The organism is Amycolatopsis viridis, from assembly GCF_011758765.1.
GTDB classification, from domain to species: domain Bacteria; phylum Actinomycetota; class Actinomycetes; order Mycobacteriales; family Pseudonocardiaceae; genus Amycolatopsis_E; species Amycolatopsis_E viridis.
Window position 1 is genome coordinate 507,283 of sequence record NZ_JAANOU010000001.1, and the last position, 18,456, is coordinate 525,738.

The 18,456-nt window shown below is 68.1% G+C and carries 17 protein-coding genes and 3 tRNA genes; 14 read left to right on the forward strand and 6 right to left on the reverse strand.

The features are described from left to right. Positions 1–32 precede the first annotated feature (32 nt). From FHX46_RS02575 to FHX46_RS02595, 5 genes are all read left to right on the forward strand, one after another. Entirely contained in the window at positions 33–1,697 is a 1,665-nt protein-coding gene (locus FHX46_RS02575; protein WP_449224100.1) for a thiamine pyrophosphate-dependent enzyme, read from the forward strand. Positions 1,698–1,879: 182 nt separating this feature from the next. Next, positions 1,880–2,083, forward strand: coding sequence for a cold-shock protein (locus tag FHX46_RS02580; protein WP_017985575.1), 204 nt, complete (start codon positions 1,880–1,882; stop codon positions 2,081–2,083). 162 nt (positions 2,084–2,245) lie between these two features. Beyond that, complete coding sequence (locus FHX46_RS02585) at positions 2,246–3,637, forward strand: hypothetical protein (protein WP_208399980.1); 1,392 nt, start codon at positions 2,246–2,248, stop codon at positions 3,635–3,637. Beyond that, positions 3,637–4,593, forward strand: a complete 957-nt coding sequence (locus tag FHX46_RS02590) for a glutamate ABC transporter substrate-binding protein (RefSeq protein ID WP_167110297.1) — start codon at positions 3,637–3,639, stop codon at positions 4,591–4,593. The genes FHX46_RS02585 and FHX46_RS02590 overlap by 1 nt, the downstream gene beginning before the upstream one ends. Before the next feature lie 13 nt (positions 4,594–4,606). Next, entirely contained in the window at positions 4,607–7,093 is a 2,487-nt protein-coding gene (locus FHX46_RS02595) for a tetratricopeptide repeat protein (protein ID WP_167110299.1), read from the forward strand. A gap of 188 nt (positions 7,094–7,281) precedes the next feature. Here the strand turns inward: FHX46_RS02595 and FHX46_RS02600 are convergent, their stop codons facing one another. Beyond that, positions 7,282–7,767, reverse strand: coding sequence for a PaaI family thioesterase (locus FHX46_RS02600; protein ID WP_167121039.1), 486 nt, complete (start codon positions 7,765–7,767; stop codon positions 7,282–7,284). A 255-nt stretch (positions 7,768–8,022) separates the two neighbouring features. On the opposite strand from FHX46_RS02600, the gene FHX46_RS02605 reads away from it, so the two are divergent. After that, positions 8,023–9,384: an MFS transporter gene (locus tag FHX46_RS02605; protein ID WP_208399981.1), complete on the forward strand. Its 1,362-nt coding sequence runs from the start codon at positions 8,023–8,025 to the stop codon at positions 9,382–9,384. A gap of 54 nt (positions 9,385–9,438) precedes the next feature. Here the strand turns inward: FHX46_RS02605 and FHX46_RS28740 are convergent, their stop codons facing one another. After that, complete coding sequence (locus FHX46_RS28740) at positions 9,439–9,561, reverse strand: hypothetical protein (protein ID WP_279588875.1); 123 nt, start codon at positions 9,559–9,561, stop codon at positions 9,439–9,441. A 197-nt stretch (positions 9,562–9,758) separates the two neighbouring features. Between FHX46_RS28740 and FHX46_RS02610 the strand changes: the two genes are divergently transcribed. Continuing rightward, positions 9,759–9,920 carry a hypothetical protein gene (locus tag FHX46_RS02610; RefSeq protein ID WP_167109603.1) on the forward strand — a complete coding sequence of 54 codons (162 nt, stop codon included), beginning with the start codon at positions 9,759–9,761 and terminating at the stop codon, positions 9,918–9,920. Between the two features lie 90 nt (positions 9,921–10,010). Here the strand turns inward: FHX46_RS02610 and FHX46_RS02615 are convergent, their stop codons facing one another. Next, on the reverse strand, positions 10,011–11,210 hold the full coding sequence (locus FHX46_RS02615; protein ID WP_167110301.1) for a L,D-transpeptidase: 1,200 nt from the start codon (positions 11,208–11,210) through the stop codon (positions 10,011–10,013). A gap of 184 nt (positions 11,211–11,394) precedes the next feature. Continuing rightward, positions 11,395–11,826, reverse strand: coding sequence for a hypothetical protein (locus FHX46_RS02620; RefSeq protein ID WP_167110303.1), 432 nt, complete (start codon positions 11,824–11,826; stop codon positions 11,395–11,397). 383 nt (positions 11,827–12,209) lie between these two features. Between FHX46_RS02620 and FHX46_RS02625 the strand changes: the two genes are divergently transcribed. The 7 genes from FHX46_RS02625 (at position 12,210) to FHX46_RS02655 (ending at position 16,663) form a co-directional block, all read left to right on the forward strand. Then, entirely contained in the window at positions 12,210–12,452 is a 243-nt protein-coding gene (locus FHX46_RS02625) for a hypothetical protein (protein ID WP_167110305.1), read from the forward strand. Positions 12,453–12,659: 207 nt separating this feature from the next. After that, positions 12,660–13,391 carry an SCO6745 family protein gene (locus FHX46_RS02630; RefSeq protein ID WP_167110307.1) on the forward strand — a complete coding sequence of 244 codons (732 nt, stop codon included), beginning with the start codon at positions 12,660–12,662 and terminating at the stop codon, positions 13,389–13,391. A 201-nt stretch (positions 13,392–13,592) separates the two neighbouring features. Continuing rightward, positions 13,593–13,665: transfer RNA gene (locus FHX46_RS02635), tRNA-Glu, on the forward strand. 18 nt (positions 13,666–13,683) lie between these two features. After that, a tRNA-Asp gene (locus tag FHX46_RS02640) sits at positions 13,684–13,757 on the forward strand. Between the two features lie 30 nt (positions 13,758–13,787). Continuing rightward, positions 13,788–13,861: transfer RNA gene (locus FHX46_RS02645), tRNA-Phe, on the forward strand. Positions 13,862–14,457: 596 nt separating this feature from the next. Continuing rightward, the gene (locus FHX46_RS28215) at positions 14,458–14,649 is read left to right on the forward strand and encodes a hypothetical protein (RefSeq protein ID WP_208399983.1); all 192 of its coding nucleotides are present in this window, start codon (positions 14,458–14,460) and stop codon (positions 14,647–14,649) included. 256 nt (positions 14,650–14,905) lie between these two features. Continuing rightward, a complete protein-coding gene (locus FHX46_RS02655) occupies positions 14,906–16,663 on the forward strand; it encodes an RNA-binding domain-containing protein (RefSeq protein WP_167110309.1) in 1,758 nt (585 codons plus the stop codon). A gap of 19 nt (positions 16,664–16,682) precedes the next feature. Here FHX46_RS02655 and FHX46_RS02660 read toward each other — a convergent pair whose 3' ends face one another. Both FHX46_RS02660 and FHX46_RS02665 read right to left on the reverse strand, forming a co-directional pair. Next, on the reverse strand, positions 16,683–17,462 hold the full coding sequence (locus tag FHX46_RS02660) for a hypothetical protein (RefSeq protein ID WP_243871209.1): 780 nt from the start codon (positions 17,460–17,462) through the stop codon (positions 16,683–16,685). A 34-nt stretch (positions 17,463–17,496) separates the two neighbouring features. Next, positions 17,497–18,321 (reverse strand): hypothetical protein, encoded by an 825-nt coding sequence (locus FHX46_RS02665; protein WP_167110313.1) that lies wholly within the window; start codon positions 18,319–18,321, stop codon positions 17,497–17,499. Between the last annotated feature and the right edge of the window lie 135 nt (positions 18,322–18,456).

Sequence of the window (18,456 nt, forward strand, 5' to 3'; positions counted from 1 at the left end):
CCGGACCAGCGCCGCGCTGGGACCCTTCTCCCATCGAGTACCGAGAGGGATGGACCGTCGCCGAGATCACGGCCCGCGTGCTGGTCGACGCCGGGGTGCGGCGCGCCTACACCGTGGCCGGCAGCGCGTTCCTCGAGTTCCTCGACGCCATCCGGTTCGAACCGCTGATGGCGCTGGTCACGGCACGCCAGGACACCGGTGCCGCGTTCATGGCCGAAGCCGAGGGCAAGCTGCGTGAGGTCCCCGCGCTGCTGCTCGGCGGGCCCGGCCCGGGCATCGCGGACTTCCTGGTGGCGGTGCGCTCGGCCTACCAGGACGGCACGCCGATGGTGGTCCTGGTCGAGGAGCGGGCGAGCGTCCGGCTCGCCGCTCCGGGCATCCAGGACGGGCTCGCCGAGCTGGACCCGCTCACGCTGTTCGGACCGTTCGCGAAGTGGACCGGCCGCGCCGGGACGGCCGCGCAGGTGCCGGTGCTGGCCGCGCAGGCCGTTCGCGCCGCCCGGGAGGGGCGCCGCGGTCCGGCGGTGCTGGCGGTGCCCGCCGACTTCTGGGTGGCGCCGTTCCACGACGTCATCCCCGACCCCGAGCCGCGTCCGGACGACACGGGCGCGGCGCTGCGGTCCGCGCACGAGGTCGCGGCGCTGCTGGCCGACTCGCGCTACCCGGTGCTGATCGCCGGTGGTGTCGGACGCGCCGCGCGCACGGACCTGATCGCCGCCGCTGACCAGCTCGGCCTGGCCGTCTACACCGCGTTCCGCCGGCAGGACAGCTTCCCGGAGAACCACGCGCGCTACGCCGGCCACCTCGGCCTCGGCATCCCGGCGGGGCAGCTGGACGCCCTGGAGCGGGCCGACGTGGTGCTGGCCGTGGGCACCCGGCTGGACGAGGTGACCACGCAGAACAACCGGTACCCGCTGCCGTCGCAGACGCTGGTGGTGATCGGTCCGGGCCTGCCGGCGACGCATCGCCGCGGGCTGACGTTCCGGATCGACTGCGAGGTCGGCTCGTTCCTGCGGCAGCTGGTCGCGGTCGGCGTCACCCGGTCGCGGCGCAGCTCGGCCGCCAACGCGGCCACCCACACCCACATGACCCCGCCGCGCACCAGCCCGGATCACCCGCTGGTGCACCCCGCGGACGTGGTCCGGGTGCTGCGCAAGGTCGCGCCGGAGGACACGGTGGTGACGGCCGACTCGGACCCGACCGCCCGGTTCGTGCACCGGTACTGGTGCTTCACGCAGCCGCACACCCAGCTCGAGCCGCCGGAGGGCGTGCGCGGCTACGCGGTGCCGGCCGCGCTGGGCGCGAAGCTGGCCGCGCCGAGGCGGACGGTGGTCGCGGTGGTCTCCGACGCCGCCGCCATGATCACCGGGCAGGAACTGGAGACCGCGGTGCGGCACCGCGCGCCGATCCTCGTGGTCGTGTTCCAGAACGGCCTGTTCACCGACCTGGCTACGCACCAGGCCGCCAAGCACGGGCGGCTGCACGGGGTGTCACTCACGGCGGTGGACTTCGCGGCGTGGGCCCGCTCGTTCGGCGCCGCCGGTTACACGATCGAATCGCCCGAGCAGCTGGAGCCGACGTTCCGGCGTGCCCTGCAGCACCAGCGGCCGAGCGTCGTCGACGTGCGCACGGACCCGGACGTGATCGATCCGGACACCCGGTTGTCCGCGCTGTTCCAGCGGCCGCGCAAGACCTAGCGTTTCCGCCGGATGTGTGATCTACTGGTGGTGGTCTTCGAAGATTTTGTGTTCGTGTTCAGGCACGCTCGCAAGATTTGGCGGGCGTAGTGGTTCCCCGTTCGGGGAGGCAAACCGATCCGCCGGTGACCCGGTACATCGAACCGGTGTGCTGTTTGTTTGCAGTATATGGAGATTTTTGCATGGCTCAGGGCACCGTGAAGTGGTTCAACTCCGAGAAGGGGTTCGGCTTCATCACTCCCGACGATGGCGGCGGCGACGTCTTCGTCCACTACTCGGAGATCCAGGGTCGCGGCTTCCGCACCCTGGAGGAGAACCAGCGGGTTGAGTTCGAGATCGGCCAGGGCCAGAAGGGCCCGCAGGCGACCGGCGTTAACGTCCTCTGATTCGACTTCGAACGACAGCCCCCGTCTCTTCGTGAGGCGGGGGCTGTCTTCGTTTCCACCTCGTGTCCAAACGGTGTTCACCAATCGTCCGACCTCGGTCCGCAAGATCGTGCCGTCCGGTACCTTCATGCGGGTGTGGTTCGAGGGCGAGGGGTGGAACCGATGACTGCGACCGCGACGCGGCCCGCCGCGCCCGGCGGCCCGGGCGGTCGGATCCCCGAACCCGCCGCGTCCCCGAACGCGCCGCGCGCCGGTCTGGCCGGCCTGGCCGAACTACCCGGCGCGGCCGTCCGCTCGGTCGTGCGCTCGGCCCGCACCACACCGGGCCGCCTGACGGTGATCGCGGTCGGGCTCGTCGTGCTGGCCCTGCTCGCCGGGGTGGTCGCCACGATCACCCTGCAGGAACGCAAGAACACGATCAACGACCTGATCGACCACCGGGAGCCGCTGGCCGCGGCGTCGCAGGAGGTGTACCGGTCCCTGTCGGACGCGGACGCGACTGCGGCGAGCACGTTCCTCGCGATCGGCGTCGAGCCGCCCGCGCTGCGCCAGCGCTACGACACCTCGATCGCCCGTGCCGGTGTCGCGCTGGGCAAGGCCGCGTCCGACTCGGCGGGCGTGCCCGAGGCGGCCGCGCAGGTGCAGATCCTGACCCGGCAGCTGCCCGTCTACACCGGCCTGGTGGAGACGGCCCGGGCGAACAAGCGGCAGGGTTTCCCGGTCGGCTCGTCCTACCTGCGCGAGGCGTCCGACCTGATGCGCAGCACCATCCTGCCCGCCGCGCAGGACCTCTACCGGATCGACACCGACCGGCTGGCCGGCGAGCAGGACGACGCGAGCGGCTTCCCGTGGGTGAGCACGCTGCTGGTGCTGGCGCTGCTCGCGGCACTGGTCGCGACCCAGGTGTACCTGACCCGCAAGACCAACCGGGTGCTCAACGTCGGCCTGGTCGTCGCGACGGCGGCCACGGTGCTCGTGCTGCTCTGGGGCGCGGCGGCGGTCACTGTGCAGAGCGTGCTGGTCGGCAGCGGCGACTCCGACGGCAGCCACCAGGTCGACGTGCTGGTCCGCACCCGCATCGCGGCGTTGCAGGCCCGCGCCAACGAGATGCTGACGCTGGTCGCGCGCGGTGACGGCGGCACCTACGAACGGGACTTCGACGCGCTCGCGCCGCAGGTCACCGGCCTGCTGGCGGAGGCGAAGGGTTTCGCCACCGGCGACACGGCCCGCGAGGTGCAGGGCGCGGCCGACAACGCGCAGCAGTGGCTGGTCACGCACCAGGAAATCCGGGCCAAGGACGTCGACGGTGCCTACTCCGACGCGGTGAAGCTCGCGGTCGATTCGTCGGTGCCGGGCGGCGCGGCCACCACCTTCGCGCACCTCGACGACGCCCTGGTCGCGGCGATCGGGCACGGCCGGCAGGCGTTCCTGGACGACACGCGCGGCGGCGACCGCGCGCTGACGCTGCTCGCGCCCGGTGTCGCGGTGCTCGCCGTGATCGCGGCCGCGGGCGCCACGATGGGGATTCGGGACAGGCTGAGGGAGTACCGCTGATGGCTCGGGGGAAGGTGGCCGCGCTCGTCGCGGCCGTCGCACTGCTGGCCGCCGCCTGCGGCGGCGCCGGGACACCGGCCGACCCCGCGCCGGTGGGTGACGTGCGGGCGCCGATGCCGGCCGGGACCGGCGGTGGTGACCAGGCCGGTGGCAGCGGCACGGACAACAACTGTGACACCCGCAGCCTCTCGCCGAACGGGTCGATCCCGTCCGGGTCGACCATGGACAAGATCCGCAGCCGCGGCCGGCTGATCGCCGGGGTGGACCAGACGAACTTCCTGTTCGGCTTCCTCAACCCCGCCAGCGGCAACCTCGAGGGCTTCGACATCGAGATCGCCAAGCAGATCGCGGCCTCGATCTTCGGCCGGTGGGAGGGGCACGTCCAGTGGGTGGCCATCCCGTCCTCGGCGCGGGAGAACGTGTTGAAGGATCACCAGGTCGACATCGTCGTCCGCACCTACAGCATCACCTGCAGCCGGATGAAGGACGTCGCGTTCTCCGCGCCGTACTACCAGACCGGTCAGGAGGTGCTGGTGGCCAAGAGCTCCGGGCTGCGTGGCATGGCGGACCTCGGCGGCAAGCGGGTGTGCGCGGCGAAGAACTCCACCTCGCTGTCAACGATCGGCCGCGCGCAGCCGCGGCCGATCCCGGTGTCGGTGAACAACTGGTCGGACTGCCTGGTGCTGCTCCAGCAGGGGCAGGTGGACGCGGTGTCGACCGATAACGTCATCCTCGCCGGCATGGTGCGCCAGGACCCGAACCTGGAGGTCGTGGGGGAGCCGTTGACCCGCGAGTACTACGGCGTCGGCATCCCGCTGGGCCAGGACGACATGGTCCGGTTCGTCAACGCCGTCCTGGAGAACGTCCGCAGCGGCGGCGCCTGGCAGAACACGTACAAGTACTGGATCGAGCCGGCACTCGGCCCCGGTTCGCCGCCGGCCGTGTCCTACCGCTGAGGGGGCGTCCACAGTGTCCGAAGAGGAGCGCCGTTCGCGCCACGCGCGCCCGGACGACCAGCCGGTCACCGGCTCGCTCACCGGCGAACCCGGCACCGGCTGGAGCCGTCCGGTCGACGAGCTGAGCGGCGACCGGCCCGCCCCGATCGACGAGCCGGTGCCGTCGGCGGCCCGCACGCAGATCATCGAGCCGGTCCGGCCGCCCGCGGAACCCGTGGAGCCGGACGACGTCCAGCTCACCAGCGTGCTCGCCTCGCCGGCCCCGATGACCGAGATGATCCGCCCGCCCACCCCGCCGTCCGAGCCGAGCGGGCCCGGCGTGCTGCCCGACCCGGGTACGGACAGCGTGCTGCCGGAGCGGTCCGGCGGCCACACCGGACCGGGCAGCCGGGGCACCGGTTCCGGCGCGTTCCCGGGCACTGCCCGGCGCACCGGTCGGCGCACCTCGCGCCGCGGGCGTCTCGGCGCGGGCCTGGTCGAGGTCCCGCCGGTGCCCTACCGCGACCCGGCTTCGGCCGTCCTCACCAACCCCGTGGTGTCGGAGGAGAAGCGGTACTGCGGCAACTGCTCGGCGAAGGTCGGCCGCGGCCCGGCCGGCCCCGAGGGCGTGTGCGAGAAGTGCGGCACCGCCTACTCGTTCCTGCCCACCCTGCAGCCGGGCGACCTGGTCGGCGGGCAGTACGAGGTGCTCGGCGCGCTCGCCTACGGTGGTCTCGGCTGGATCTACCTCGCCAAGGACCGCAACGTCAACGACCGCTGGGTCGTCCTCAAAGGACTGATCGACACCGGTGACCCGACGGCGGTCGCGGCGGCGGTGAACGAAACCCGGTTCCTGGCCGAGGTCGAGCACCCGAACATCGTCAAGATCTACAACTTCGTGCAGCACCCGGACCCGCGCACCGGCCGCGCCATCGGTTACATCGTGATGGAGTACATCGGCGGTCAGTCGCTGCGCCAGCTCGCGCTGGCCCACCAGCGCGCTGCCGGGCGGCCGGAGCCGCTGCCGGTCGCCCAGGTGATCGCCTACGGCCTGGAGATCCTGCCGGCGCTCGGCTACCTGCACAGCCAGGGCCTGCTGTACTGCGATCTCAAGCCGGACAACGTGATCCAGACCCACGAGCAACTCAAGCTCATCGACCTGGGCGCGGTGCGGCGCATCGACGACTACACCAGCCCGCTGTTCTTCACCACCGGCTACAGCGCCCCGGAGCTGACCACGCACGGCGCGTCGATCGCGTCGGACCTCTACACCGTGGGCCGCACGCTGGCGGTGCTCAGCTTCGAGTTCAACGGCTACACCACGAAGTACAAGGCCGGGCTGCCCACCCCGGACCAGATCCCGCTGTTCAAGCTGTTCGGCTCCTACTACCGGTTCCTCAAGCGCGCCACGCACCCCGACCCGGACCGCCGGTTCGTCTCGGCCGAGGAAATGGCCGACCAGCTGTCCGGGGTGCTGCGCGAGATCATCGCGATGGGCACCGGGAAACCCCGTCCGGCGGTGTCCACTGTGTTCGGTCCGGAGACCAACACCTTCGGGATGGACCTGGACGTGCCGGAGGCGGGCTGGACGGTGCCGCTGCCGGACGCCGTGGAGGTGGTGTCCGGTCTGCCGATCCCGCAGGTCGACACCGACGATCCGGCGGCGGGTGTGCTCGCGACGACGACGGCGCTGGACCCGCGGGCCGCGATCGACGCGCTCGCCGGCGCGCCGCCGGACTCGATCGAGGTGCGGCTGCGCATCGTCCGCGCTCGCATGGAGCTGGGCGAGCTGGCCGAGGCCAGCCGTCAGCTGCAGGCCGCGCAGTACCTGGCGATCCGGGCCGGGTATCCGCACGACTGGCGCATCGACTGGCACCGCGGCCTGATCGAGCTCGCCGGCGACCGGCCCCGGGTGGCGAACGTCGCGTTCGAGACGGTCTACGACGATCTGCCCGGCGAGATCGCCCCGAAGCTCGCGCTCGCGGTGAGCGCGGAGGGCATCGGCGACTACTTCACCGCGGCGCGGCTGTACGAGCAGGTGTGGCGCACGGACCGCTCGTACGTGAGCGCCGCGTTCGGGCTGGCGCGGGTGTACCTGGCGCAGGGCGCGCGGGCCGGGGCGATCGAGGTGCTGGAGTCGGTGCCCCCGGCCTCGACGCACTACATCGCGGCGCAGGTCGCGGCGATCAAGGTCAAGATCCGGGCCAGCGGGCCGGCCGCGCGGGTTGGCGAGGCGGACCTGGTGGACGCGGGTGTGAGGTTGGAGCAGCTGCGGCTGGACGCCGAGGGACGCACGCGGTTGTCCGCGGAGGTGCTGGAGGCGGCATTCGCCCACGTGCAGGCCGCCCCGGCCGGCTACCGGTCGGCCGCCCAGGTGCTCGGTTGTGCACTGTCCGAACGCGACATCCGCTTCGGCCTGGAGCGGTGCTACCGCATGCTGGCGCGGCTGGCGCACACCGCGGCTGAACGCATCGAGCTGGTTGATCGCGCGAACTCGGTGCGCCCCCGCACCCTCACCTGACCCGCCCGCACCCCCCGAATCCGCAAACACGCCGCCGCCAGCGGCAAACACGCCGCCGCGACCGGCAAACACGCCGCCGGGGCCGGCAAACACGCCAACGCACCGGCGTGTTTGCCCTTGCGGGCGCCGTGTTCACCGCTGCGGGCGGCGTGTTGGCCCTGCAAGGCGCTGTCGGGCGGCGGTGCAGGTCAGGGGTTGATGTCCCAGTCGTCGTGCCGCAGCCGCGGGGCCTGGGTGAACTTCGCCAGCGCGTCCGCGTCGCCGTGCGTGGTGAAGTGCTCGAGTCCGACCTGGATGAACAGACCCCGTGCGCGCACGGCCACCGGGCCGTCGGCCGAGTTCAGATGCCCGTCCGCGCTCGCGTAGATCTTGCGCCCCGCCACACCGTCCACCCGCGCGGCGATGAACAGCGTTGTCCCGACCGGAACGGGGCGCAGGAAATCGGTTTCCAGCTTGCCGGTCACCGCGGGCCGGCGCAGCAGGTTGCCGACCGTGGAACCGAGCGCCTCGTCGAAAGCGCACGCCAGCAGTCCACCGTGGGCCAGCCCGGGCGCACCCTGGTGCGCCCGGGTGACCGGGAACCGGGAGTGGACCACACCGGACTCACCGACGGTCGAGTGGATGTGGAGTCCGTTGTCGACGTCGCCGCAGCCGAAGCACTCCGTGTAGTGCATCTCGAGATCGGTGCCCGGCCCGGGTGCCTTGGGGTGGATCTCGGGTCGCTGGGTCTCCACCGGAGGCCAGGGATTCGCAGGTCGGCGTTCGTCGCTCACATCGGACACGGTAACCGGATCTACCGCGGAAACGCGCGGTCACCCCGTCGTCGAAGAGACAAAAGCCACGCCAGGAGGGAAAATTACCAGCCGATGGCACTAAGGTCGCATCCTTGACTGCGCTGGAACGAAAAGTTTGAGGAGGTCGGGGCGAACATGACACACGCTGCGCAGGCGCCCGAGGTGGACGAGAAGACGGTCAGAAGAGCCGTTCTCGCGTCCGCCATGGGTAACGCAACAGAGTGGTACGACTACGGCGTGTTCACCTCGGGCGCGATTGCCGCCAGCATCGGCACCGTGTTCTTTCCCGGTGAGGGGAACGCGATTTTGAAATCGCTGGCGCTGGTGGCGATCGGGTTCGTGGTTAGGCCGTTCGGCGGAGCGTTCTTCGGCCCGTTGGGGGACAAGATCGGCCGGCAGCGCGTGCTGGCGATCACGATCCTGTTGATGTCCGGGTGCACGTTCCTCGTCGGCTGCCTGCCGACCTACGCGGGCGATTACGCGATCGGGATCGGCGCGCCGATCCTGGTCCTGCTGCTCCGGCTGATCCAGGGTTTCAGCACAGGCGGTGAGTACGGCGGCGCGGCGACGTTCATCGCCGAGTACGCCCCGACGCGCAGGCGCGGGTTCTGGGGCAGCTTCCTGGAGATGGGCACGCTGGGCGGTTATGTGCTGGGCAACCTGGTGGTGCTCGCGGTGACCCTGTCGTTCACCGCGGACCAGGTGGACAGCTGGGCGTGGCGGATCCCGTTCTGGGTTGCGCTCCCGCTCGGCCTGATCGGTCTGTACCTGCGGAACAAGCTCGAGGACACCCCGGAGTTCCGGCGTCTCGTGGCGGCGGGCGAGAAGGCGGAAAAGGCGCCGCTGAAGGAAACCCTGTCGCGCAACTGGCGCATGATCCTCAACCTGATCGGGATCGTGCTGCTGCTCAACGTCGCCGACTACATGTTGCTGACGACGATGCCGACGTACTTCACGGACACGTTGAAGATCAGCGACAACACGGCGACGGTGATCATCATCCTGGTGGAGCTGATCCAAATTGCCCTGATCGCCCCGATCGGCGCGCTCTCCGACCGGATCGGCCGAAAACCCCCGCTGATCGCCGCGGCCATCGGCTTCCTGGTGCTCAGCTACCCGTCGATCAAGCTGATGCAGAGCGGCAACACCGTGCTGCTGTTCCTCGGGTTCCTGATCATGGCGCTGCTGCTGGTGCTGATCCTGGCCGTGATCGGGTCGACGTTCCCGGCGATGTTCCCGACGCGCGTGCGGTACGGCGCGTTCGCGATCGGTTACAACGTCTCGACGTCCCTCTTCGGCGGCACCTGCGGGGTCGTCGTGACCGCGCTGATCCACGGCACCGGCAACGAGGACTGGCCCGCCTTCTACCTGATGATCGCGGCCGCGATCGCCCTGTTCCCGATCTTCAAGATCCCGGAGACCGCGCGGGTCCCGATGGACCACATCAACGCCGAGGGCGTGACGACGCCGCCGGCGGCGCGGGCGGCGACGAACTGAGGCGTTGCCGGCCGAACGAAGCGGACCGGGTCCCGTTCGGGGCCCGGTCCTCGCTCACTCGGTGATCTCGGCGGTGGCGTCGGCACGAGGAGCGAAGCGACGCCGGGCGAAGGTGGTCAGAGCCGATGCCACCGCGACCGCCACGCCGGCTTCCACCAGCAGAGCCGTGAACACCATTGCTTCCTCCTCGTGAGTTCTTCGGGCACGCTTCACTGTGCCGTGCTACAGGGATGTGGTCGGGGATGGTCCCCGGGTAACTCATCGCCACGAACTTCGTGAATATTTCGCCGGTCGACCCCCGTTGAGGGGTGATCTCGACCACGGCAGAATGAACGGTGGCGAGAACCGAGCGCCATGAGGGAGGCGGCTGCGGCATGGGCGAGCAACACCGGCCGGATGTGCGGGAAGCGGCGCGGCTGCTGGACGACATGACCCAGCAGATGGTCGCGGTGCCACCGTTGCTCGACGAGCCCGAACCCGGCGAGGCTCCACTGGAGGCCGCGCCGCCACCGGCCCTCGACGGGCACGCGCTCTAGGGTTCAGCACGGGCACGAGGATCTTCCAGGCGCTGAACGCAGTGAAGGCCACCCCCCGAGCGGGGAGTGGCCTTCACGCCATGGCGGGAATCAGCTTGCGAGCGCGGACAGCTTCGTCCACTCCGCCCAGGAGTAGGTCCAGTCGGAGTAGTCGCCGTCCTTCGCGGACAGCGTCTGGGTGCTGCCCGTGATCTCGACGGGGTCGCCCACGAGCGCGCCGTCGTAGTACTCCCTGGCTCGCGCCGGCGACAGGTTGAGGCAGCCGTGCGAGATGTTCTGCTTGCCCTGCGCCCACATCGACTCGGCCAGACCGTGGATGAACTCGCCGTTGTTGGAGATCCGCACCGCCCACGGGACGTTCACGTCGAAGTAGTTGTAGCGCGGGTTGTTCATCGAGTAGGTCGCGTGCTTGGACATCACGACGTGCACGCCGCTGTGCGTCACCCGGCCCGGGTCGCTGTCCAGGCCGTAGCTGACCGGGTAGTCGGCGATCTGGACGCCGTCCCGGATCACCTGCATGCGGTGGGTTCGGGTGTCGCCCTTGACGATCTGCGATCGGCCGATGGAGAACGAGGCCGCCACGTCCTGCTTGCCGTAGATGCCCTCACCGATCTTCCGGCCGTAGAGGTTCGCGGTCACCTTGACCTGCGTGTTCGGCTGCCAGTAGTCCTTCGGCCGCCAGTGCGCGCTGGTGTCGGACACCCAGGCCCACGAGCCCTCGGTCTTCGGCGTGGTCTCGACGGTCAGGGCGTGCTCGACGGCGGCCTTGTCGGTGACCTTGGTCCCGAACGACACCGTGATCGGCATCGCGATGCCGTAGGTCTGGTTGTCCCCGACGTTGAGGCTCGCCGCCACCTGCCGGCGCGGGTTGACGGTGGTGAACGAGCCGTTGATCGTGCTCTGCTTGCCGTCCGCGCCGACCGCGGTGCCGGACCAGGTGTACGTCTTCCCGTAGCCGAGCGGTTCGGCGACCGTCCAGCTGTGCTTGTCCTCGGCGAGGCGCCCGGCAACCTGCTTGCCGTCCGGGTTGGTGAGCGTGACCGCTTGCAGCTCGCCATCGGCGATGCTGACCTGCGCGGCGTCCGCGGGAGCGACGTCCCGCGCACCGTCGGCCGGCTGCACGGTGAGCTTGGCGGACGTGGCCGCGGTCTGCTGCGCGTCGGTGGAGCCCGGCTGCCCCGGGGCGCCGTCCGGTCCCGCGTCACCGCTGCACGCGCTCAGCGTCAGCATCGCGGCCAGCCCCAGCGCGACCAGCGCGAGCGGGCCGCGTCGCTTGTGGAGTTTTGTCACTGTCGAAGCCCCTTCTCCCCTGTCGCCAGACAGACGCGCGCCGGTAGGCGATCGTTGACGCAGAGGAGTGTGACTCCTGCCACTATCGAGGGGCTTCGGTGTCAGAACGCTGCGCTTGGCTGCGTATTTCTCAACCGATCGAGCGGAGTGCGCCGGAGATCGGGTGACGTACTCCGCCACCGGGTCACTGGTGCGCGGGGCTCCGGCGGTCCCAGTTCCGGTCGAAGCGGTGCTGGTCGGTATCCGCGACACCGGTGTGGTCGGCGAACTGGCGGCGCTCCTGCGAAGCCGCTTGGGCCTCCCAGGCGAGGCGCTCGAGCACCCATTCCCGGGCCAGCGCCTGCGGCGACGTGCCGCGCTCCTCGGCGAGGTCCTTGAGCTGGGAGCTGGCGATGAGGTTCATCCGCAGCTGGTAGACCTGCGCCTCACCGAAGCGCTTACCGGTCCCGGTGCTCTCCGGGCCGGTTTCCGGCGCGAGGGCGGCCAGGTAGCTGGTGAGCTCGTGGTCCGCGACGGCGCTCTGCGTTTCCTTGTCCGGCGAGTTCCGGTGCTTGCCCGGGTTGACCGGCTTCAGGTTGGTCCGGGTGTTCCGGCGTCCGAGAGAGGGAAGAGGCACCCGGACACGATAACGGTTGGGTCTCGGAACGACCCTCATTGTGGCGCAGGACACAGGGGTCGCCTTCGGGAAAAGGCTCCCGGAAATGGAGAGGCCCCCGCGCCAGGGGGAGGAACGCGGGGGCCGGAGGGGATCTCCACAGGCGCTGACCGGGGGTGTGTCAGCACGTCGATTGTTACATGACGCGGCCCGATGACGCGAGTGCTGGACGAGAAAAAATGCCCCTCCGCGCCATTGTGGCGTCACCTCCCGTTCATCTCGGAGTCCCGCGGAATGGGAACGTTGCGTATTCGCAGGTTCACTCTGCGGGGGGCTGCGGCGCCGGCGTTCCGCTCGCTAGCCTCGCGCCAGTTGCTGGTCCGGCAGTCCTTCGAGGAGGAGCCATGAGCGGGTCTGTGGAAGTTCGGCAGTTCCTCCTTCGCTACGAAGGCGGCGATCCGGTCGGAACCGGCGTGCCGGTGCAGCGTGCGGGACAGGCCGATGCGCCCCGCGTCTCGGACGACCAGGTGCGGCGGGCGCGGCTGGCGGTTGCCGCGGGGGCGATCGACGCGCAGGACTGTGCCCTGTTGCTGGACATGCTGGGGCTGGCGCCGGACGACGACGGCGTGAACCCGGTGCAGCGCTGAAATCAGGTCAGGGGTGCGCCCCCTGGCCGCACCCCTGACCACCCCAGGACCGGAAAGATACCGGCGCCGAGCCGTCCGGGGCAAACAATTTTTCACCAACTTCCCATGCTGTCGGCATAATTACCGTCACGCCGGCGGTGGCCCATCTGTGCGCACGTTTCGAGCCCGAGTTATGGTAACAGTGTTACCAAACGAAGGGAGCGAGCCATGTCGGTGGAAACCGCGCGCGAGATCCGGCCCGCGGTGCAGGTGTGGGGCGGGAAGTTCATGACCTCGCCGGAACTGGCTGAGGTGGAGCGCGAAGTGGGGCTGGCGCAGCGCGCCTTGTACTTCCGCGGGCGGTCCGCGGTGCTGGGTGATCCGCCGCCCGCCGTGGTCGCCGAGCTGTTCGGCATCTTCCCCCGGTGGATCATCGACCTGGTCCTGCCGCCGGCGACCGAGGCGATCGGCGCGGCCGCGGCGGTTTCGGCCTACACCGAGGCGCTGGCCCGGTGGTCGAAGACGCACCTGCGGGCGTCGTCGCTGGCCGAGTTGCTGCCCCGGCTGGTGGAGGCGGCGGACGCGAGCGGGCTGGCGTTGTTCGCGGGCTGGCAGCAGGTCGCGTGGCCGTCCGACCCGGTCGCGCGGATCGGGCACGGGCTGATGGTGCTGCGCGAGTACCGCGGCGGGCTGCACTTCGCGGCCCTGCGCGCGGTCGGGTTGACGGTGCCCGAGGCGGCGGTGGCCGACCCGGAGGGCGGACGCGGGCGGCTGCTGCGCACCGCGTGGTCGCCGGATGCGGCCGACGAGCTGATCGCCCGCGCCCGGCGCCGACCGGACCTGGACGGCCGCTGGCGGCAGGCGCAGGCGCTGACGGACGAGCGGATGGGGGAGCTGCTCGAGGTCCTGACGAAGACGGAACGCGCGCAACTGGTCGCCGCGCTGGCCGCGCTGGGGTGACGGCGAGCCCCTCGCCTCGGCGGTGCCGTCCGCGGGCCGGCGCACTCCGCCATGGTCCCGGAAGCGGTGTTTTTGCTGGTCAGCCCGCGGTTTTCGCGTTAAGGGATACCGGGTGGAAGGGCGGTTTGGAGGTGTCCTATGCTTGTACTCGCTCCCAGGGGGACCTGAGAGCGCGGTCGGTCGGTCACCCGAGCCGGCCGGGCTCCCATCGTCTAGCGGCCTAGGACTCCGCCCTTTCAAGGCGGCAACGCGGGTTCGAATCCCGTTGGGAGTACGCAAGACAATTGCATAAGGCCCTGTGGCGCAGTTGGTTAGCGCGTCGCCCTGTCACGGCGAAGGTCGCGGGTTCGAGTCCCGTCAGGGTCGCTTCAGCGTCTGGCTTCAGCCGGCGTTTCCGGCCAGGTAGCTCAGTTGGTACGAGCGTCCGCCTGAAAAGCGGAAGGTCGCCGGTTCGACCCCGGCCCTGGCCACCTTCCGAAGAGCCGCTCCGACGCAGGTCGGGGCGGTTTTTTCATGCCTTGGGTCTCCCGCGGCTCTGCCCGGCGTTGACCTTGGTTGACCCCGGATTGCCGCCCCTTGGGGCACGCGGGGGGCACGGCCCTTCTCCCCTCCCCACTCCTTCGGGCTGAGGTGATCTCCTCGCGGCGCGGGTTCACCCCTGCCAGGCCGGGTGGTGCCGGTCAAGGGTCTGCCGGAGGCCGCGAAGCGCCCTTGACCGGTGCCGGCCGGGCTGGCTGCCCTCGGGGCGCGCCGTGAGGAGATCATCGGACTGGTCCGTTCGGCTGATCTCTGAAGCGGTGCCGGGGTCCGGGGCGGAGCCCCGGGTGGTGGCACTGACAAGATGCTGCAGGACTGGGCGGGGGTGAGCTGGATGCGTCGGACACATCAGAACGACTTGCCGCCGGCGAATCTTCGACTGGAGTGGTACCGATACCGCGTCGCGCGACTGATCGATGATCAGGGCGGTCACGCCGGCTGGATCTTCGTGGAGCCGCGACCGTATTCGCTCCAGACTGGTGGACACCTGTGGTGGCGTCGGTGGTCTGCGCCTCGGTACGCGGCCTTCGTGAGCATCATCGTTCCCTGGCATTGGCTTAGGGCGACGGACGAGGTGATTGAGCCGGACATCCTTGACGCCGAGCTGGACGATTGGGATGCGGGCCGGTATGAGTTCGACGGCCAGGTCTTCGCTCTAGAGTGGCTGGATGACGAGGAGTCTGCCCGTCTGGCCGCCTCTGAGTTCTCGTTCCGACTGTGATGCTCGCCGGGCGGCGTCGCGCTGAGCCAAGGTTCGGTCGCCGCGACGGCGGGGCCGCCGGCCGGAGCGGAGCGGGAGGCCGGGCGGCCACCGCTGCGGCGCGCTTGCGCGCCGCCTTGATCCCATAGAGCCAAGTTCGGCACGAACCAGCACCGTTACCACTCCGACACGCTTCGGCAGCCTGAGCACGGGCCGCCTTTGAGCGGACTTTGGGTGTACTGTCACTCTGTCACTTGCCTCAAAGGAGTCTCAAACGATGACCACGGTGCTGGCGGAACTGAAGGCCGTCCTCGGCGGACGGGCGGCATCTAAGGTCGAGACTGAGAAACTTGACTTCAAGGAGCAGAAGTCCAACCCGAAAGAGGCTTTCAACGATCTTGCTGAGGCAGCGGTCTGTTTTGCTAACGGCAGCGGAGGAACGATCGTTGTAGGCGTGGTTGACAACAAGTCGGGCGCTGAAGCCTTCGTCGGGTGCGACTTAGATGCCGCAGCATTGCGGTCGAGGATTCACCAGCTTACAAATCCGGGTCTTTTAGTAGACGTTGAAGAAGTTGTGTTTGCTGAGAAGCGACTCTTGGAGATCAGGGTTCCCGAAGGGCTTGAAGTTTACTCTACGACAAAGGGTTATACTTACCAGAGAATCAATACCGATTGCATGCCGATGCGGCCCTCCGATGTTGCTCGTCTGACGGAAGAGCGTCGCGGAATAGATTGGTCCGCTGGTTCGAGTGGGCGGTCAGTCGATGAAGTCGATCCTCTGGCGATCAGGTATATACGTCGCCTTTTATCGGCTTCGACAGATCAAAAGCGGCAACGGTACGCTGACTTTAACGATATCGACTTGTTGCGAGCTTTGAAGGCTGTGGCTGACGATGGTTGCCTGACAAAGTCCGGAGAGATACTTTTCTGCAATCCTGAATCCGGCTCACTCGACGAGTTGGTTGTTTACCAACACAAGCCGACCCAGTCAGGGGAAGTCGATTCCATCGTACGGCTCCAGGGGCCAGCGGTAACGGCATTCGAGGAGCTTGTGCAGCTTATCCGTACTCGCCAGGGAATTACCCCTGTGACATTGCCAGACGGGCAACAATTGCAGATCGAGGATTATCCTTCTGCTGCTGTCCGTGAAGCCGTCGCCAATGCCTTCATTCATGGTGACTGGAGGTTGCGTGTACCGATTCAGGTCGAGCATTCGCCTCAGTATCTCCGTATCGATTCGCCGGGCCCTCTCGTCTCAGGTATTACGGTTAGCAATATTCTGACACATGGCTCTAGGGCGAGATTTCCTGCTTTGGCTGCCGGGTTTCGCATCCTCGGCCTGGCGGAGGAGGTAGGGCAAGGTGTCGACCGGATGTACAGGGAGATGATCCGATCAGGTCGTGATATTCCAATCATCACAGAAGATCCAAGTAGGGTCTCGGTGCTTTTTCGAGGGCAACCGCCCAAAGTGAGGATCGCCAAATTCCTTGCAACACTTCCTGCGCCTGAGCAGAACGACACCGATACTCTGCTCATAGTGCGGTATCTTTGCGAGAAGAAAACTGTGAGAGCAGATGTGATTGCCGCCGAGATTCAGCGGAGCGATGAGGAGGCGCAAGCGGTTCTTCTCCGCCTATCAACAGATCCAGTTAATATTCTCGAGCCCACTCGGGGGACTATGAACCGCAGATTCCCTTCGTATAGGCTTCGCGCCGAGGTGATCACTCAACTAGGAAATGCTGTAGCATATCACAGTCGAGCAACCGATGATATTGATAAGAAGATCATCGATCACATCAATGACTATGGTGAGATCAATAATCGAACGATCCAACGATTGTTCGACCTTGATGTTTACCAGGCGCGGGATATTCTACGTGACTTGGTTGGGCGGGAGATTATCTCCCGTAGCTCAACTCAGAAGCGCGGAACTGCGGTGAAGTATTCGGCTGGCCCCAAATTTCCGGATAGTAAGCGCCGCAAGAAGGCTGCAGGTTCAACGGGTTCACGTAAGCGCGACGATACTTTGTTCTGATTGCCTTGCATGTACGCCTTCATCTCCTCGGAGGCGAAGGGTTGGCGAAGGCAAGAGCTTTGTCGTCGTGGCGTTTCGCGCGTGGGAGTTTTTCGGCATTTGGATCAGCCTTGCTCTCCCATGCGTGGCACCGTTTAAGAATGTCGCTCGGTTGTATGCTCGTGCGGGGGTTCGTGTAGTCTAATTGGTCCACGAGGCCGAGGTGCTGCATTGTGTTGAACGCACCATCAGTTGCTAACAATAGCCAGTTGGTGTCGGTGAATCGTTTGGTGGTAGACAGAGCTTCGCGTGCTGCTGTTGGTTCAGTTTCGGCGATCCAGTAGCCGCCGGGTTTGTTGCGATACTTGCCTTGCTGCGTCTGTAGATCACGGAGCAACCTGTGGTGTTCGTCGTCGAAGCCGTGGCCGGCGGCGAGGCGTTCGCGGTACTTGCGGCGGGGTTCGAGGTCCAGGTGGTCGATTCGGTCATCGGTGAGGATCTCCCCGCCGGGGAGGATCACGGTGTTGTCGCCGAGAAGCAGCAGGTCAAGGTGCTCGTCGCGTTCGCGGGCGACCGTGACCGTGCTCGATGGCGACTCCCCTGCCTTCAGGTCGTAGTGGGCCGCGGTGGCCTTGATTCCCCCGGCCAGGATCTCTTGCAGGTCCGCGGCCGGATCAACCGTGAGGGCGTCGGCGAGGAAGCGGCCGAGGTAGTCGGCATAGGCGGAGGCTGGGACGGGTACCGGGACGAAGGCGGATGCGCCGTCGAGGAGGATGACCGCGTGCGGGGTCACGAAGATCTTGTCGGCGCTCTCCTCCATCGGTGGGAGCTGCGCGGTTGTGACTCGCATGTGTTCACCAAACGTAGGGTCCTGCGGCAAGTTCGCTGTCGGTGATGGTCAGCCCGTCGTAGGTCGCTCGCACGACCAGCGACATCGGCTGTTGTCCGACCTGCCGGAACACGTCGGCGAGATGCGCTCGGAGGTAGTGCGTCGCGCCGAGTGATCCGATGCCGTGGATACCCGCGATGTGGACGATCACACGGTTGTCGATCATGTGCCGGGCCACATACGCCACGTCGGCCGACTGCGGCGCGGGCTCGTCGGACGGCGAACCAATCCGCGTGCCGTCCTCCCGCTGCTCGATCCACCACCGGCCGTTGTCCTCGGTCATCGCCAAGGTGGGATCGCGGGAGAGCAGGTCAGCGCCGATGGGAGCGGACTTCGGACCGCACACGACGATCGTGTCTCCGGTCGGCGGCTCGGTCCGGTCGGGCTCGATCTGGTAGCGGGAGGTCGCAAGCGAGAGCGCCGTCAACAGCGCTTCGAGCTGGTTGGCGGTCTCGGCGTCCTCGGCCGCGATCAACGGGCGTTCACGATCGGTCGTCTGGTACCGGTACGGCACGCCGATGCTCACCGGGCCGACGCCGAAGTACGCTCGCTCGGCGGCGGGTGCGGTGCTGCGGATCTGCGTGATTCGGCCCTTCGTAATGCCAAGCGCTCCGGCGATCTCGGTGTAGCTCATGCCCAGCTCGCGGTGCGCTTCCTCGATCGCGGCCTTCCGGAGCCGCGCCAGCTCGGTCGCTCGTTGCTGGTAGGTCGTGAGCAGCTCGGTTGCGCGCTTGCCCCGGCGGATCGGGTCGGGGTCGCGCCGGACGCTGTCGAAGTCCTCGGTGCTCACAAGGTCGGAGTTTAGACCCCCTTGACGCGTCCCGTCAGGGGCCGGTACATTGCTGTTTAGACCCCCTAGACACGGCAGGGTGCACTATGGAGCGGGTGTTTAGGGGCCTAAACCGGCCGAGAGGGCCACGGCACG